Origin of the sequence: Pedobacter sp. 22163, assembly GCF_052045595.1 — a bacterium.
Taxonomy (GTDB): Bacteria; Bacteroidota; Bacteroidia; order Sphingobacteriales; family Sphingobacteriaceae; genus Pedobacter.
This window is the reverse complement of the sequence record NZ_JBQEPM010000003.1, coordinates 570378-587165: the sequence shown is the minus strand read 5'-3', so window position 1 is coordinate 587165 and position 16788 is coordinate 570378. Positions and strand designations below refer to the sequence as shown.

The window sequence follows — 16788 nt, the reverse complement described above, 5'->3', positions numbered from 1 at the left end:
TTTCAAAATTAGGACACAAAACTTTAAGTTTGTTATCGGTTAACTAATGGTTACCGGTTACCTTCTGTTAACTATCAAATATGGAAACACCAATCAAACGGGAAGCGACCTGCGAGCAGGAGCTGGCGGCTATCCGGGATAGTCTGGAAATACTTGGCGGCAAGTGGAAACTACGGATTATGCGATATCTTAACAATCATATAAATGAAAAAAACACATTTAAGAAGATCCAGCGCGAGGTTGAGGGTATATCTGCAAAAATGCTGTCTAAAGAGTTGAGGGAACTTGAAATAAACCTCCTCGTTACCCGAACGGTTATGGAAACCAGGCCTGTTACCGTGAATTATGCAATGACAGAATATGGGCTAAGTGTTTTCCCTGTCACCGAAACATTGGTTGATTGGGGATTAAACCACCGTGAAAAAATAAAGTAGCATTCAAAAGCATTATACCACAGTTCCGATTCGGTTAAGAAAGGGCTAAACGTTTAATACATAACATTCTAAAAAACAATACTGCTCGCGATCGGGTTAATTGATACAGCAGGCAATTGATAAAATCGGATACAAAAGTATTCGAAATAATGCCGGGAGTACCATCAAAATATCTCGATAATTTGAATAATCTCAAAGCCGTTTTATCGCCTCACTATCCGCGCTGCTCCGACACAGCTCTACACCAACAATACCTTACGATAACTTTCTCTTTACATTTCATTTAGCTATTGTTAACACGCTGATCTAAAGCGACGCAAATCTTTGACTTATCTGATCTACACCAGTGCCATAACTCAACCGAAGCAAGTGCGAAGCAGTATGCAAGCAAGTACCTACCAGGCCTGGCCGGAAGGTGGCCTAAACGTGGGGTAAATGTGGCGTAAAGGTGGACTTTAGAATATTTTTTTTTGTGGATTTTTAATCAGATGGATTGGTTTGGGTTACCATCCCTTTTGATTATCCTAATATACTAAAATTATGGCTGTTTGGGATGGATTATCAAATTAACGGGCAAACGGGATCTTGTTTTTTTACAAATGTGGAATTAAGCTTTGAACTTATTTAGTACCAATTTCTACCTTACCACCATTTTTAAACAGATCGTGGGAGATGAAATATCCGTTATTTGCTTTCCCGTTAACCTTAATGTTGGTGATACCCCTTCCCTTCCCAGGCTTGCTTATCGTTAACAATTTCCCTGTACTGGTTTTCCATTTTACCTCATCAAAAAGTGGAGCAGTAACCAAATATTCGGCATCTGTTGCGGAGAATGGATATAAACCTAAAGAGCTGAACACATACCAGGCAGACATTTCACCAGCATCATCCATTCCTGAAAGTGCCAAACCATCAGTCCCTATACCATATAGCTCATTTAAGATTTTATCGATTATTTTTTGCGATTTGTCTGGTTTCCCGATAAACGTATATGCAAAAGGCGCTTCATGATCGGGCTGATTTCCCTGGCAGTATTGACCAATCATGGTTTCAACATTCCTAGCGATATATTTCGGATTCCAGGGTACAGTGAACAGGGAATCTAATTTAGATTCGAACCCTTTTGCACCACCATAAAGTTCAATTAAACCTTTCATATCATGAGGCGCATAAAATGAAACCTGCCAGGCGTTGGCTTCCCTGTACATATATTCGTAATAAGGGTATTGTGGATTAAAAGGTTTGATCCAATCGCCATTCTCTAATCTGCCCCTCATAAAACGTGTACCCGGATCGAACATATTTTTATAGTTTTTCGATCTCGCCATCAAGGTGCGGTAATTGCTGCTATCACCTAGTTTTTTGGCGATTTGGGCCAGCGAATAATCATCGTAAGCATATTCCAGTGTTTTAGAAACGCCTGCTTTGGCTTTGGTCTCAACATGTGGATTTTTAACATCGGGATCTGAAATATAACCCTTCTCGATATATTCTTTCACAAACGGACGGGCACCACCATCTACATTGGCATTACGCAATAAAATCTGATAAGTATCCTTAATATCGAAATCATCTATCCCCCTCAAATAAGCGCCTGCAATAGAAGATGCACCATGGTCGCCATGAAAAAACGTGGGGATGAAACCTGTTTTATCGCCAACCTCTTTCATCGATTTAATTACATCAAGGGTAACCTTAGGCGTAATTAAACCCAGCAGTACATCCTTATTGCGATAAGTATCCCAAAGAGAAGGTTCGGTATAATAGTCGAAATTACCCTTTACTGTATTGTGCTTAGCGTCTTTAAACTCCCCGTTTACATCACTCCGCAAAGCTGGCCACAAAAAAGAGCGGTACAAACACGAATATAACATTTGCTTCTGTTTTTCGGTACCACCCTTTACTTGTATGGTAGATAAAAGTGTTTCCCATTTTGCTGTCGCTTCATTATGGATCTCCGGAAAAGTTTTGCTGCCAATCTCTTTTTCCAGGTTTTCTTTCGCGTTAGCCGTGCTTACAAACGATAAGCCGATTTTAAGTTCCACAGGCGCTGTACTACCATCAGCCAGGTGCATAATCGCATAGCCAGAGCGTTTACCCACATCGGTCTGATTAAGTTTTTCGATCCTGGCATTTACTGTTGCGTAGAAATATACATTTTCGCCACCTTGGAAGCCCTGTATGGCAGAAGTACCAACTTGCTCGATGTTCCATGTAGAAACCCTGCTGTTGGCCTTTCCCATGTCGAAAAGAATCTGTCTGTTAGTAGGATTCTTATAGTCATATTGATGAAAACCACACCTCAAAGTTGAAGTAAGCTTTACATTTATCTCATAATCATTTAGATAAACCTGATAAAAACCTGGTGCCGAACCCTCATTTTTGTGCGAAAATTTAGATCCGAATTTACCGTTGGCATTAGATAGTGGTAGAATTGGAATGTTGCACAGGTTCCAATGTCCTTTATTGGTGTGTGCAAAGCCATAAATGGTATCATCTTCATATTCGTAGCCAGCTCCAGACCCAAATTCGGTAATCGGACTTAATTGCACCATAGCATTAGGCAATGAGCTACCTGGAAAAGTTAAACCCGCCCACGATCGCCAACCCTGTGGCAACTCATAACCTAAAATTTTAGGATCGGTTAAGGGCGCTGTACCAATAAAAGTATTTACATATTTGGTGAAAGATGTTTTGGATTGACTTTGAGCAGTATATACGCTCATAAGGTTCAAAAACAAGATTAAGGTGAGCAATTTGGTTAGTGATTTCATTTTACATAAAACGTTTTAGCGTGTTGTATCAAATATAGAAAATCTATTAAAACCCAATCTAAAATATCATAATAGTTACCAACTAAAATTTCGCTGGTGCAATTATCCGATGCTTAAATAATTGAATAGTATGCCAATAATCGATATATATTCACCTACTTAGCGGGCAGCGCAATCGTTTGATTATCTATATATTTGATTACACACTAATCAAATAACCAACATGTTTTTTAATTGCAAGCAAGCTATTCTCTGCACGCTCATCTCATTTGCAGCCTTTAGCTTTTCCACGTCAGTTTTCGCGCAAAAGAAAGAAAAACCATCTTTATTGCTTTGGGACGATAAACCTGCAAAAAACTGGATGACAGAAGCCTACCCCATTGGAAACGGTCGCATTGGCGGCATGATTTTCGGCGACGTTAATCAGGAACATATTCAGTTTAATGATAATACACTCTGGACCGGAGATGAAAATGATCGCGGTATGTACCAGGCTTTTGGAGATATATTTATTGATTTCGATAATAAAACACAAAATTTCAGCAATTATACACGGAAATTAAATCTAACGGATGCGGTGCATTCCATCAGTTACACTCAAAATGGGACCAGCTATAAACGTGAATATTTCTGCAGCTTTCCGGATAAAGTAATGGTTTTAAGGTTAACTGCTGGTCAAAAAAAATCATACTCAGGCACGGTTAGACTTAAAAACGCACATCAGGGCAATATCACCGTAAATGGAAATACCATCCAGTTTACTGGTAAGTTATCCAACGGAATGCCTTATCAGGCCACTGCTTTGGTTAAAATCGAAAATGGTAGCAGCCATGCCGTTAAAGACAACGATGGCGAAAAATTAAAAATAGAAAATGCCGATGCCATAACCGTCCTCTTTACCGCTGCTACTAATTATAGTAACAAACGTAGCCAAAATTGGAAGGGAGAAGAACCTGCTTCCAAGATAGACCGTATCCTAAAACAAGCAACAGCAAAATCATATCCAAGTCTTTTAAAAGCACACATTCAGGATTACCAGCAATTATTTAACCGTTTGGCGATTAACTTAGGTGAGCATGATATTAAAAACAACAGTTTACCAACTTATCAAAGACTTATCAATTATAAAAAGACTCCTAATCCTGCCTTAGAAGCCTTAATTTTTCAATACGGAAGATACCTGCTGATCAGTTCATCACGACCTGGAGGTTTACCTGCCAACCTGCAAGGTTTATGGAACGAAAGCAATACTCCGCCTTGGGGCAGCGATTATCATTCTAACATCAATATCCAGATGAATTATTGGCTGGCAGAGCCGACCAATCTTTCTGAATGTCAGCTCCCATACCTGGATTACATTAATAGCATGCGGGAAGTGAGTGCTGTAGCCACACGCAAACAATATCCGAATACCCGTGGCTGGACCGTAAAAACAGAAAATAATATTTTCGGGGGAATGAGTTTTTTGTGGAACACCCCTGGTAGCGCGTGGTATGCACAAGCACTGTGGGAGCATTATGCCTTTACAAAGGACAAAGATTATTTAAAGAATTTTGCCTACCCGATTATTAAAGAAATATCTGAGTTTTGGGATGACCACTTAAAAAGAAGACCAGATGGTACTTTGGTATCGCCATTAGGCTGGTCGCCAGAGCATGGGCCAACTGAAGATGGCGTAACGCACGATCAGCAAATTGTGTACGATCTCTTCACCAATTATATAGAAGCAGCCGAAATTTTAGGCATTGATGGTGATTACAAAAACTACATTGCAGACCTTAAAGCACATTTATTAAAGCCTAAAATTGGTAAATGGGGCCAATTACAGGAATGGGAAACCGACCGTGATGATCCCAAAGATCAACATAGACACATTTCTCATCTGTTTGGCCTGCATCCAGGGGGAGAAATCAGCACCATTAAAACACCAGAACTTGCCAAAGCCGCAAGGGTAACTTTAACTGCACGTGGCGACGAATCGACAGGATGGTCTATGGCCTGGAAGATTAACTTTTGGGCCAGGCTACAGGATGGAAATCATGCCTACAAAATATTACAGAACTTTATTACACCAGTAGGTGGCTCAGGTACCGATTACAATAAAGGTGGTGGCATTTACACCAATCTTTTCTGTGCACATCCACCCTTCCAGATTGATGGAAATTTTGGTTACACTGCAGGCGTTTCAGAAATGCTTTTACAAAGCCAGGCTGGTGAATTGCAATTTTTACCTGCCCTGCCCGATCAATGGTCAACAGGAAGTATTCAGGGTTTAAGAGCCAGGGGTAACTTCGAAATTACCGATCTGCAGTGGAAGAATGGTAAAGTTGTAAGGCTGTCAATCAAATCGTTATCAGGCGAAGATTGTATGGTGAGATCTCCTAATGCGTTAAAACCTAAGCTTAAAGGCACCAATGAAGAAAAATCCGGAAATGACTTTAAATACAGTTTTAAGACACAGGTGGGGAAAGTATATAGTTTTGAAGGTTAAAGCAAATGAGAGAATTATTGAATGATTGAGTTTTGAATGATTGAATGTTGGAGTAACCTGTTTAACCATTCCGTCATTCAATCATCCACTCATTCAATCATCCACTCAATCAATTACTCTCTTCCAAACATTTCTCTTCAAATTTTCGTTTAATCGTAAATAGATTTTGTTATGAGCACATCCGATAAACTATTAACTGAACATAATGCTAAAGTTGTTGTACTTGATTTCATCAATGCCTTAAACACCGAAAACTTTGAAACGGCCAGAGCGCAATTACATGACGATATGACTTTTAAAGGTGTTATGGGTGAAAGAAACGGCGCAGATATTTACATCGGAGACATGAAGAAAATGAAATTCAAATACGATGTTAAAAAAGTATTTGTAGATCAGGAAGAAGTTTGCCTTTGGTACGATATCAACATGGGTGAAAAAACAATCTTTTCAAGCGGCTGGTACAAACTGGAAGACGAAAAGATTAAATCGTTCCAGGTGATTTTCGATCCGAGACCAATTTTATAATTAACACACCTGCTTAAGCTTCCTAACAATGATGTGACTACCTTCCAGTTGAAAAAGAAACATTAAAAACTCATCCGTTTCACTGATTTCAATACTTTTAACGCTGCCAGATTGGCCCTTTCCATCTGTTATAACCTCTCCTACCTTAATTTCTAAAAGTGTAGAAGTAGGCAAATGATCATTTATTATTGTCATTCTGTTAAAGTTAAGTGCAACGTGAATATTTTTTTTAAAATGTTGAAGATACCTTATTGTTCCATTATGGGCATTGGCAATTTCTGATACAATGTATGTAAAGATAAAACAAAACCGTATTGATTGGGAATTGAACTGATGTCAATTCAGTCAGTACCAATCAATACGGCCGGTTATATTAAGCTTTTAATAAAGCTGGTTTTTCGTGATAGGTTCTCCAAAGTAACTCACCAAATAAGGTGTTAGACCAGGCAAACCAAGCCCTTGTAAAGTTTGCAGGGTTATCTTTATTGAAAGACTCGTGCATAAAACCTTTGCCAGCATGTGTTTTGCGTAACATTTCGATACAGGCTTTAATCTCGGTATCATCTTTTGAGGTTAACGCACGCATGGTGATACTCATTGGCCAGATCATATCCTGACCAGCGTGTGGCCCACCAATTCCCTCGGCAGCTGTACCCTTGAAGAAATATGGATTGTCTTTAGAAAGGGCGAATTTTCTTGTATTTTGATAAATCGGATCTTCAATTTTCATCGCACCCAAATAAGGTAAGCCTAACAAGCTTGGCACATTAGAATCGTCCATCAGATACGAACTTCCAAAACCATCTACCTCAAAAGCGTAAATTTTGCCATATTTTGGATGATTAACGATAGCGTGTTTCTGTAGCGCCGCACTCACTTCATCAGCCAGGTTTAACAAACTGCTTTCCAGCGCCTGGTCATGCTGTAAAGCTTTAATCATTTCTGCTGCCTGCTTTAAGCTCGATACCGCAAAGAAATTAGAAGGAACCAGGAATGGAAAAATGGTGGCATCATCACTCGGACGGAAAGCAGAACAGATTAGTCCGACCGGATTTACCGGAAAACCATAACCGGCCATCGGTAATGAATCGGTAGGCTGGGTAGTTTCGCGTTGAAAATGATACGGCCCTTTATCCGTTTTTCGTTGTTGTTCTTTAAATGTTTTTAAAGTAGCTTCAATTCCTTTTTTCCAATCGGCATCAAAAGGTGTTTTATCGCCTGTTTTTTTCCAGTAATGGTAAGCCAGGCGGATTGGATAACATAAAGAATCTATTTCCCATTTACGCTCATGAACACCAGGCTGCATGGCCGTTTTATCGGTTTTCCACTCACCTACCTTTGTCGCATCGCCATAAAAAGCATTTGCATAAGGATCTTTTAAAACACATTTTGTTTGGTGGATAATTACGCCAGCTATCAATTTTTTAAGTGCTTCATCTTCGTTTACGAACTGAAGATATGGCCAAACCTGTGCTGAGCTATCGCGCAACCACATCGCATCAATATCACCGGTAATTACATAAGTATCTGGTCTACCCTCTTTTTCTGAATGATAAACCGTAGTATCTAACGTATTGGGAAAACAGTTTTCGAACAGCCAGGCCAATTCGGGGTTTTTAACGTTTGCCTGGAAAGTTTTAATTGCAGCATCTACAGCTTTACTTTGAAAGTGTCGTTTTGCAGCAGCTACACGTACCACAGGAAATTCTGGTGCAAGATTAGCGGCAAAAGAAAATTTCGATGCGACAACTCCTGCCCCTAACAAACCTGTGTTTTGTATAAATGTTCTTCTTTTCATTATGATGTGTTATGATATTTTAGTTTAATTTCTACTAAACGAAATCTATACATTATCGATTATGATAAGTAATAATGGTAAGATATTATTCGGTTAGCGCTTAACAAATATTATGATAATTTTTCGAACATCAAAATCATTATAGTCAATTAAACTATTCCTAAATCGATTTTCTTATACATCATACTGAAATAGATTCAGATCACATTTTTGACGGAGCTAAAGGTAATAATTATGCCGGTAAAAATAATTTTGAATGCCTATATTTAAATAACCAAACCTATTCTTATGAATGCTGATAACAGTACTCTATCTAAACGCATTTTATCTATCGATATACTCCGCGGATTAGTGATGATCATTATGGCGATGGACCATACGAGAGATTTCTTTCATGTTGGCGCCATGACCGGCGATCCGCTAAATCCAGATACGACTACAGGGATGTTATTTTTTACCCGTTGGATTACGCATTTCTGCGCACCAACCTTTGTTTTCTTATCAGGATTATCTGCTTATTTATCGGCACAGAACAAAACAGCAACTCAGGCGAGTTCATTTTTATTAAAACGGGGCTTATGGTTAATCCTGATCGAAATTGTTGTGATCACATTCGGGTTAACCTTTAATCCATTATATAATTTTATTATTCTTCAGGTGATCTGGGCCATAGGCACCAGTATGATATTCCTCGGATTGGCCAGTCGCATTTCTTATAAAACTGTACTCATAACCGGCCTGATATTGGTTTTTGGGCATAATCTTTTCAATTTATTCCCTGCACCAGCAGATTCAAATGGCGGCTTGATCTTAAAAATATTTTTCACGGCATCAGGCACCGTTGTGCCGCTTTCGGCCAATCATTTTGTCGGTGTATTTTATGCCATCCTCCCATGGACGGGTGTGATGTTTGTGGGCTATGGCGTTGGCGCCTGGTATAAAAAAGGTTATACTGCCGATCGCCGGCAACGCAATTTATTAATTGTAGGTTTGCTCACTATCTTTGTGTTTATCTCTTTGAGATTGATCAATATATACGGCGATCCTGTTCCCCGAAAAGAATATCACGATTTCTTTAAGAACCTGCTTGCTTTTTTTAATGTAAACAAATACCCCCCATCTTTACAGTATATCGCGATGACTTTAGGTCCGGCCATGCTATTTTTGGCTTTTACTGAAAGCTTAAGCAATCGGTTTACCAGAATAGCTTCTGTATATGGTGCTGTCCCCTTCTTCTATTATGTACTGCACTTTTATCTGTTACACAGCCTCTTAATTGTAGTGTTTTTTGCCACAGGACATAGCAGCAAAGAAATTGTACAGGTTCCATTTTGGTTTAGGCCTGCAACTTTTGGCTTTGGTTTACCAATCGTGTATTTAATATGGCTTTGCGCAGTAGCTGCTTTGTATCTCCCTTGCAGGTGGTTTAAACGATACAAGGAAACACACCGACAATGGTGGTTAAGGTATGTTTAAAACCAAGAGGGTATTCATAAAGGCGATTTCGCTTCACACGCTGTCTTGTTATCCAAAAGGACTTCTACGGCGAGTCTGTCGAAATATCTCAAGCCCTATTTAAACGAGCCATCGACAGGTTACCATTGATGTTATTCTATAATCATTTAAGTATAAACGGTTTGCGGATTTTGTATTTCCGCCTAGCTAGGCCGTAGCACGATATCTCCGTTCTACTTCATTCCGGCCTAACAAATTTTTCGGGCTGCACTGCCCAAGCCAACCTACTAGCTTCAAAAGAAAAATTTTCAGCCGGTGTTTTTTGTTTCTTTTTGACATCAAAAAGAAAGAGGCCTGTCCGGCTAGGACTAATAAAACACCCCGTCCTGCGGACACCCCTCTGAAAGAGGGGAATTACATATCGCCCAAGACCAATAATTAAATATCATTTATATTGATTTTTATACAATGAATTATTCCTCAGGATAACAAATCTATATTTGATACAACCTTTTTGTTTAGCCTTTTTTCCATTTTATTCCACAGCCAACAGCTTTAGTTGATGCAATTGCAGGCTTTTTACCGATAGATAATTCGTTAACTGCATTTTTAACATACTCCACTTTTGTACTGTTTGCTTCTTCGGGATCGTTATCTATGGCACCAATGTACTCAACCACATTTCCTTTACCGGTTTTGTTCAGCACAAAAACATGGGGTGTTCTGGTAGCGCCAAACTGTTTGGTTACTACATGGTCAGGATCTAACAGATAAGGGAAATTGAATTTCTTTTCTGAGGCCAGTGCCTGCATTTTTTGGAAACTTTCATCTGGAACGGCTCCAGCATCGTTTGGATTAATGGCCACAACAGGATAACCTTTTGCGGCATAAGTTGCATTTAAGGCCGAGATACGCTCCTGATAAGCTTTTGCCACCGGACAGGTATTACAGGTGAAAATTACAATATAGCCCTTTGCATCCTTGTAATCGGCCAAGGCAACCATTTTGTTATTTACGTTTTTCAGCGAGAAATCTTTTACTACATCGCCCACTTTATAACCTTCAGTCTGGGCAAATGCGACTCCTGAAATCAGCATAAAAGCCATTAAAATCAATCTTTTCATAACGATCTATTTTAAGTTTAACAAAGTATTTTTCAGTTCAGTTTCTGTAAATTCCTTCTCGTAAAAACGCCTGGCTTTCTTGTTTACAAATAATGTAGCAGGAATAGCGCCCGACCATTTTTTGTCGATCCGTTCAATATACGCTTGCTGATCGGGTTCGTTTAAAAGAAATACCTCAGCATTAATTTTATTGTTCAACACAAATGGAATCACTTCCTTTTGCAATTTTGACTTGAAATCCAAACTCACTAAAAGCACCTTAACGGGCTTTTTTAAATTGGCTAAACGTAATTTCTCGAAATTCGGCAACTCAGCTACGCATGGCGAACACCAGGTGGCCCAGAAATTGATTACATAAGTTGTATCTTTTCCATTGGCAATGCGTTTATCCAACTCATCCAATTTGAGCAATGTTACCTGCGCAGTAGCGCAATAAGTAATTAAAGATAAGCAGATTATGAAAAATATACGCATAAATGAATAACGAAATTTAATGGGGATTGTTTTGTCATTATTTGTCATTCTGAGCAAAGCGAAGAATCTTTTCTTCACTTTAAATTAAAGATTCTTCACTGCGTTCAGAATGACAGTAAGAAACTAATTCACCGATCCCGATTTAACCAATACACGTTGATAAGCAGGGAGTGTTAAATCATCAACAATTACACCTCTGGTAGTGCTGGCATGCACAAAAAAACCATTGTTGAGGTATACCCCTACATGATCTACATCATTGCCGCCAAAAGAGAAAAACACCAGATCTCCTTCCTTTAAATTATCTACATTTTTACGCTTCACCACATTGGCCTGCTCGCGTGAAATACGCGGAAGTGTAACCCCATAAATTTCTTTCTCCAATAAAAACGCAAAACCAGAACAATCAATACCGCCTTTATCTAATCCGCCAAACCGGTACCTCACCCCTGTCCAATCGGTGATGAAACGATAGAGTGGTTTGCTTTGTAAATTTGCCATGGCATCAGCAGCTTTCGAAGCTTTTGTATCACTTTTGACCGTATACTTACGGGTACCGCATGACGAAAGAAAAAATATAATTGCTATTAAAAAGAATATATTCCTTTTGAAGTGGAAGGTAAAAGGTATTAGGTTTAAGGTTCTTTCCATCGTATAATATATTAGTTGCATGTGATCAGATTTAAAACCTTATGCCTTAAACCCCACACCCTACAGCCTTTCTTAATTCTTGATTAATCGTTGTATTTCATCCAGTTTCAATAAAGCTTCAACAGGTGTTAATGCGTTTACATCCAAATTATTCAATGTATCACGGATTTTCACCAGCACAGGATCATCAATAGCGAACATCTGTAACTGATAAGCCTGGTTCTGCACTTTTTTTATGCTGTCTTTTATACTTTGTCCTTCTGTACGGTCTATTTCCAGTTTTTTTAGTATCTCATTCGCGCGACCAATTAACTTGGATGGCATACCGGCCATTTTAGCCACGTGTATACCAAAACTATGTTCACTACCACCAGGAACGAGTTTCCGTAAAAAGATTACCTTATTGGTCATTTCTTTTACCGATACATTAAAGTTTTTAATGCGCGGCATGGTGTTAGCCAACTCATTTAGCTCATGGTAGTGCGTGGCAAATAAGGTTTTTGGTCTGGCAGTTGGATGCTGATGCAAAAACTCGGCAATGGCCCAGGCGATCGAAATACCGTCGTAGGTACTTGTTCCGCGGCCAATCTCATCGAGTAAGATTAAACTGTCATCCGAAATGTTGTTCAGGATACTGGCCGTTTCGTTCATTTCGACCATAAACGTACTTTCTCCTGAAGAGATATTGTCAGATGCCCCTACCCGGGTAAAAATCTTATCGACTATACCAACTTCTGCATCTTTGGCAGGAACGAAAGAACCCATTTGCGCCATCAGTACAATCAGTGCCGTTTGCCTTAAAATGGCCGACTTACCCGCCATGTTGGGGCCGGTAATCATAATAATCTGCTGACTTTCGGTATCCAGATATACATCGTTAGTAATGTATTCTTGGCCAACTGGCAATTGTTTCTCAATTACCGGGTGGCGCCCCCCTTTAATATCAAGCACTTTATTTTCGGTAACTTTTGGCTTGTTATAATGGTTTTTGGCCGCTAACTGTGCGAAACACAATAAACAATCAAGTTGTGCAATTAAAAACGAATCAAGTTGGATGGGTTTGATGTAACTGGCTGTTTCGTACATCAGTTCGTTGTATAAACGGATTTCGATAGCCTGTATCTTCTCTTCTGCACCCAAAATCTGATCTTCGTATTCTTTAAGCTCTGGTGTAATGTAACGCTCGGCATTTACCAGCGTTTGTTTACGGATCCAGCCCGTTGGCACTTTATCTTTATGGGTATGCGTAACTTCTAGATAATAACCAAAAACGTTATTAAAAGCGATTTTTAACGATGGTATTCCCGTTGCCTCTGCTTCGCGTTTTTGTATCTGCACCAGATAATCTTTACCACCAAAAGCTATTTTACGCAAGCGGTCTAAATCTTCATCAATTCCATCTGCAATTACATTTCCTTTAATCAGCAAAGCTGGTGGTTCGGGCTGTAATTCCCTTTCAATTCTCTCCCTAATCGCTAAACATGGATTTAACTGATCTGCTATTTTAATCAGGAAAGGGTTTTTAGAATCGGCAGCCAGTTTTTTAACGGCTTCTATATGGTAAAGTGCACGTTTTAAAGCAACCAATTCTCTCGGACCAACACGTTGAAGGCCTACTTTAGAAATGAGCCGTTCTAAATCGCCAATCTGTTTAATATTATTTAAAAATTCGCCTTGTAATTCTTCATGTTTTACAAAGTACTCCACCATTCCAAGTCGCTCCTGGATAGGCTTCAATTCTTTTAATGGCATAATGATCCACTTTTGCAACAAACGTGCACCCATCGGGGTACAGGTATGGTCCAAAATATCGAACAAGGTTACGGCATTGTCGTTAGGCGAATTCACCAATTCCAGGTTGCGGATGGTGAAACGGTCTAACCACATATAACGGTCTTCCTCAATACGGCCGATAGAACTGATGTGTTGTAGATTACGGTGCTCCGTTTCGCCCAAATAGTGTAGAATAACACCAGCAGCTACAATTCCACTCTGTAAACGCTCTACACCAAAACCTTTTAACGAAGAAACCTCAAAGTGTTTCATCAGGGTTTCGGTCCCAAAATCAGTGGTAAAAGGCCATTCGTCTAAACCAAAAGTGTAAAAACGGTCGCCGAAGTGCTCTGTAAATGCCTGTCGTTTCGATTTCTGAAAAATAACTTCTGTTGGCTTAAAGCCCTGCAAAAGTTTATCAATATAATCACTATTGCCCTGTGCAATTAGAAATTCACCTGTCGATATATCTAAAAATGAAACGCCGAGTTGTGTTTTATCAAAGAAAACACAGGCCAGGAAATTGTTCGATTTTTGGTTTACAATATTATCACCGTAAGCTACTCCAGGCGTAACCAATTCTGTTACACCACGTTTAACAATGGTTTTTGTGGTTTTAGGGTCTTCCAGCTGATCGCAAATGGCTACCCGTTGCCCCGCCCGAACCAGTTTGGATAAATAATTATCTAACGAGTGATGCGGAAAACCAGCAAGTTCTAAAGCACCGCCATTAGGTCCGGTACCTCTTCTGGTTAATACGATGCCTAATATCTGTGCCGTTTTAATGGCATCTTCGCCAAAGGTTTCATAAAAATCGCCAACCCTAAATAGTAAAAGTGCGCCCGGATACTTCGCTTTAATTGCGTTGTATTGCTGCATTAACGGGGTTTCTTTATTCGTGTCTTTAGCCAAAACTGAAATTAATTTACAAAAGCCATAAAGATAACACGAATAAGCATTTTACAGCTGTTTTGTTGAAAAGTTAAAAGATTGTTAGTTTGTTTAACCGGTTTACCGCACAAGTAGGCTAACTGAGGTATATTACGGTGAACCGATTTCTACAGTTTAAACAATTAAACATTTCTTGAAAATTAATGGTTCTGTACATTTAGGGGGCTGTGGCCCTGCTTTTTGCTTGTAGTCCCTCTTTTCAATCGGGAGCTACCGCTTCAATCAGGTTTATGAACAAGGGTCTGTTTTAACCCGCTGCATAATAGTTTTCTTTCTTCAACAGCTAACCGATTTAAACAGTTTCAAACAATTAACCATTATTCAAAAACGTTTCTCTCAGTTGTGTGTTACATTTATATAAATTTAACTTAATACCTTAATTATGACGATCCAATTGAATACCGACAAAAACTTAACCATACACCAGGAATACGACGAAAAAATCCAGACACAGTTAAATGAAGGCTTGAGCAGATACAGCGATCTAATTACGCGCTTAGAAGTTCATTTATCAGATGAGAACGGCAGTAAAGATGGCTTGGATGATAAAAGATGTTTGTTGGAGGCCAGAATAACCGGAAAAGACCCTATAGCTGTAACCAATATGGGCAATACCTACGATTTGGCTATTACAGGCGCTTTAACAAAATTAAAAAGTACACTCGAAAAAGTGGCTGGTAAAATGAAAGCGCATTAGATTTCTTTAGCGTGGACGTCATTCCCTCGCAGGCGGGAATCTTAAAGCACAAATAGCAAATGCATTAAGATTCCCAATCAAGTTGGGAATGACGCCTTATAAAAACCCCTAATTTATAACTGCTCAATATAGTTAATCGTCATTTCGAGCGGAGTGCAACGCAGTCGATAAATTTGATTATAGATCTCTCCATTTCGCTGCGCTACAGTCGAGATGACGATTTTATTTATATACTTACTTTTTCCAATTCTTCAATATATCCCAAAAACAGATTTAAAGCTTTCTTTCTATCATCGGTAACATCAAATTGAAGTTTATGGTACAGGTAATCTTCCAGGTCGAAATTAGGCACTTTAGGTAATTCCTGCAAAACTTCTTTTCTATGCGCTAAGCCAAATTTTAAAGCGGCATTAAATTCAGCCTTAAATTCTTGTGAGATTTCTTTGTTAGCCACCCAGGCTGCATACATAAAGGGTAACCCGGTAAAGTTTTTCCACTCCTCTCCCATGTCATAAGCATAAGCGAAGTCTTCTTTTTTACCAAAGGTTCTATCGCCGATTAAAACAAAAGCATCGGTTTTTGCAGCAGGATCAGTAGTAAACTCCACTTCTTTTTTCCAATGGAACTTAAGCAATACTTTGGCTAAATTGTTCGATGTACGCGAGTGGGTATCCAATTTTACAGTTTTAATTTCCTGAGCAGGAACTTCACTGAAAATGAATACGGAATTTACGCCTCCATCACTTCCAATACAATAATCGGCTACAATATTGGCATTTGGAACCAAGGGAATAGCGGCTACAGGCATTAAACCGATATCAACCTGACCGTTAATTACTTTAGCTGCGCAATCTGAAGGGATATCTAAACTTAAATCAATTTTATTTATAATGTCCGAATGTTCTAATCCGTATATAAAAGCTTTGGTATTGGTATAGGCAACAGCCGATATTTTAATCTTATTCAAGGTGTTATGTTAATATTTTGCGTTGCGCGCTTGGCGTTAAGCGGATTATTCAATTACTAAACCGTCTAAATGAACGGCACTATTAAATTCAAGAACAGTAAATTTTCCATCTTTGAACCCCATTTTATAAAGCACTGTATTCTGATGTGGAAACTCAGTCATTTCGCTCAGCGGTTTGCCTAACAATAAACACAAGAAAACGCGCATTGCTCTACCATGCATGCAAAGTAAAACTGTTTTTTCTTCTGGTCTGCTCATCAAAACTTCCATCGGTTGTTTTAAACGTTCGTAAACATCCTGAACGCTCTCGCCACCCTCGAAATGTGCTGTATAATCACCATCCTGCCAGCTTTGCAGCATATCACGAAAAGCATCACGTGCATCTTCTGTATTTGGTTTCCCTTCCCAAACGCCCCAGGCCAATTCGTCTAAACCCGAAAGTTTTTCCCAGGGTAATCCCGAATCAATAAACTTCTGGACGGTTTGCCAGGTACGTTTTAAATCCGAAGTGTAAATCTTATCAAAAGGGATATTTTTATAGGTTTGGTAAAACGCTTCTGCTTGTGCCCTACCTAAATCATTTAAGTCAGAATTTATACCTCTGCCCTGTACTATGCCTTGTCTGTTAAGTTCCGTTTCGCCGTGGCGTATGATGTATATTTCTTTCATCTAAT

General features: G+C 39.2%; 14 protein-coding genes. 5 read left to right on the top strand and 9 right to left on the bottom strand.

Features of this window, described 5'->3' with window-relative positions; translation table 11 throughout:
* Window positions 1–80: 80 nt before the first annotated feature.
* Entirely contained in the window at window positions 81–434 is a 354-nt protein-coding gene (locus ACTJKN_RS10785) for a winged helix-turn-helix transcriptional regulator (RefSeq protein ID WP_440824851.1), read from the top strand.
* A 620-nt stretch (window positions 435–1054) separates the two neighbouring features.
* Here ACTJKN_RS10785 and ACTJKN_RS10780 read toward each other — a convergent pair.
* The gene (locus tag ACTJKN_RS10780; protein ID WP_440824849.1) at window positions 1055–3208 is read right to left on the bottom strand and encodes a GH92 family glycosyl hydrolase; all 2154 of its coding nucleotides are present in this window, start codon (window positions 3206–3208) and stop codon (window positions 1055–1057) included.
* A 223-nt stretch (window positions 3209–3431) separates the two neighbouring features.
* Here ACTJKN_RS10780 and ACTJKN_RS10775 point away from each other — a divergent pair, with 223 nt between their 5' ends.
* Window positions 3432–5699, top strand: a complete 2268-nt coding sequence (locus ACTJKN_RS10775) for a glycosyl hydrolase family 95 catalytic domain-containing protein (protein ID WP_440824847.1) — start codon at window positions 3432–3434, stop codon at window positions 5697–5699.
* A 171-nt stretch (window positions 5700–5870) separates the two neighbouring features.
* Window positions 5871–6224 (top strand): nuclear transport factor 2 family protein, encoded by a 354-nt coding sequence (locus tag ACTJKN_RS10770; RefSeq protein WP_440824846.1) that lies wholly within the window; start codon window positions 5871–5873, stop codon window positions 6222–6224.
* On the opposite strand, the gene ACTJKN_RS10765 is transcribed toward ACTJKN_RS10770, so the two are convergent.
* Both ACTJKN_RS10765 and ACTJKN_RS10760 read right to left on the bottom strand, forming a co-directional pair.
* Window positions 6225–6419: a hypothetical protein gene (locus ACTJKN_RS10765; protein ID WP_440824844.1), complete on the bottom strand. Its 195-nt coding sequence runs from the start codon at window positions 6417–6419 to the stop codon at window positions 6225–6227. It abuts the gene before it with no gap.
* A gap of 178 nt (window positions 6420–6597) precedes the next feature.
* On the bottom strand, window positions 6598–8022 hold the full coding sequence (locus ACTJKN_RS10760) for a glycoside hydrolase family 125 protein (RefSeq protein WP_440824842.1): 1425 nt from the start codon (window positions 8020–8022) through the stop codon (window positions 6598–6600).
* A 288-nt stretch (window positions 8023–8310) separates the two neighbouring features.
* On the opposite strand from ACTJKN_RS10760, the gene ACTJKN_RS10755 reads away from it, so the two are divergent.
* Window positions 8311–9498, top strand: a complete 1188-nt coding sequence (locus tag ACTJKN_RS10755; protein ID WP_440824840.1) for a DUF1624 domain-containing protein — start codon at window positions 8311–8313, stop codon at window positions 9496–9498.
* A gap of 497 nt (window positions 9499–9995) precedes the next feature.
* Here the strand turns inward: ACTJKN_RS10755 and ACTJKN_RS10750 are convergent, their stop codons facing one another.
* From ACTJKN_RS10750 to mutS, 4 genes are all read right to left on the bottom strand, one after another.
* Window positions 9996–10601 (bottom strand): thioredoxin family protein, encoded by a 606-nt coding sequence (locus ACTJKN_RS10750; RefSeq protein ID WP_230140764.1) that lies wholly within the window; start codon window positions 10599–10601, stop codon window positions 9996–9998.
* Between the two features lie 6 nt (window positions 10602–10607).
* The gene (locus tag ACTJKN_RS10745; protein ID WP_440824837.1) at window positions 10608–11075 is read right to left on the bottom strand and encodes a TlpA disulfide reductase family protein; all 468 of its coding nucleotides are present in this window, start codon (window positions 11073–11075) and stop codon (window positions 10608–10610) included.
* A gap of 123 nt (window positions 11076–11198) precedes the next feature.
* On the bottom strand, window positions 11199–11747 hold the full coding sequence (locus ACTJKN_RS10740; protein WP_440824835.1) for a C40 family peptidase: 549 nt from the start codon (window positions 11745–11747) through the stop codon (window positions 11199–11201).
* A gap of 51 nt (window positions 11748–11798) precedes the next feature.
* Window positions 11799–14378 carry a DNA mismatch repair protein MutS gene (mutS, locus tag ACTJKN_RS10735; protein WP_440824833.1) on the bottom strand — a complete coding sequence of 860 codons (2580 nt, stop codon included), beginning with the start codon at window positions 14376–14378 and terminating at the stop codon, window positions 11799–11801.
* A 454-nt stretch (window positions 14379–14832) separates the two neighbouring features.
* Between mutS and ACTJKN_RS10730 the strand changes: the two genes are divergently transcribed.
* Window positions 14833–15147 (top strand): HPF/RaiA family ribosome-associated protein, encoded by a 315-nt coding sequence (locus tag ACTJKN_RS10730; protein WP_057935301.1) that lies wholly within the window; start codon window positions 14833–14835, stop codon window positions 15145–15147.
* Window positions 15148–15373: 226 nt separating this feature from the next.
* Here ACTJKN_RS10730 and ACTJKN_RS10725 read toward each other — a convergent pair whose 3' ends face one another.
* Complete coding sequence (locus ACTJKN_RS10725; protein WP_440824831.1) at window positions 15374–16114, bottom strand: menaquinone biosynthetic enzyme MqnA/MqnD family protein; 741 nt, start codon at window positions 16112–16114, stop codon at window positions 15374–15376.
* Window positions 16115–16159: 45 nt separating this feature from the next.
* Entirely contained in the window at window positions 16160–16783 is a 624-nt protein-coding gene (locus ACTJKN_RS10720) for a histidine phosphatase family protein (RefSeq protein ID WP_440824830.1), read from the bottom strand.
* Window positions 16784–16788: the final 5 nt, after the last annotated feature.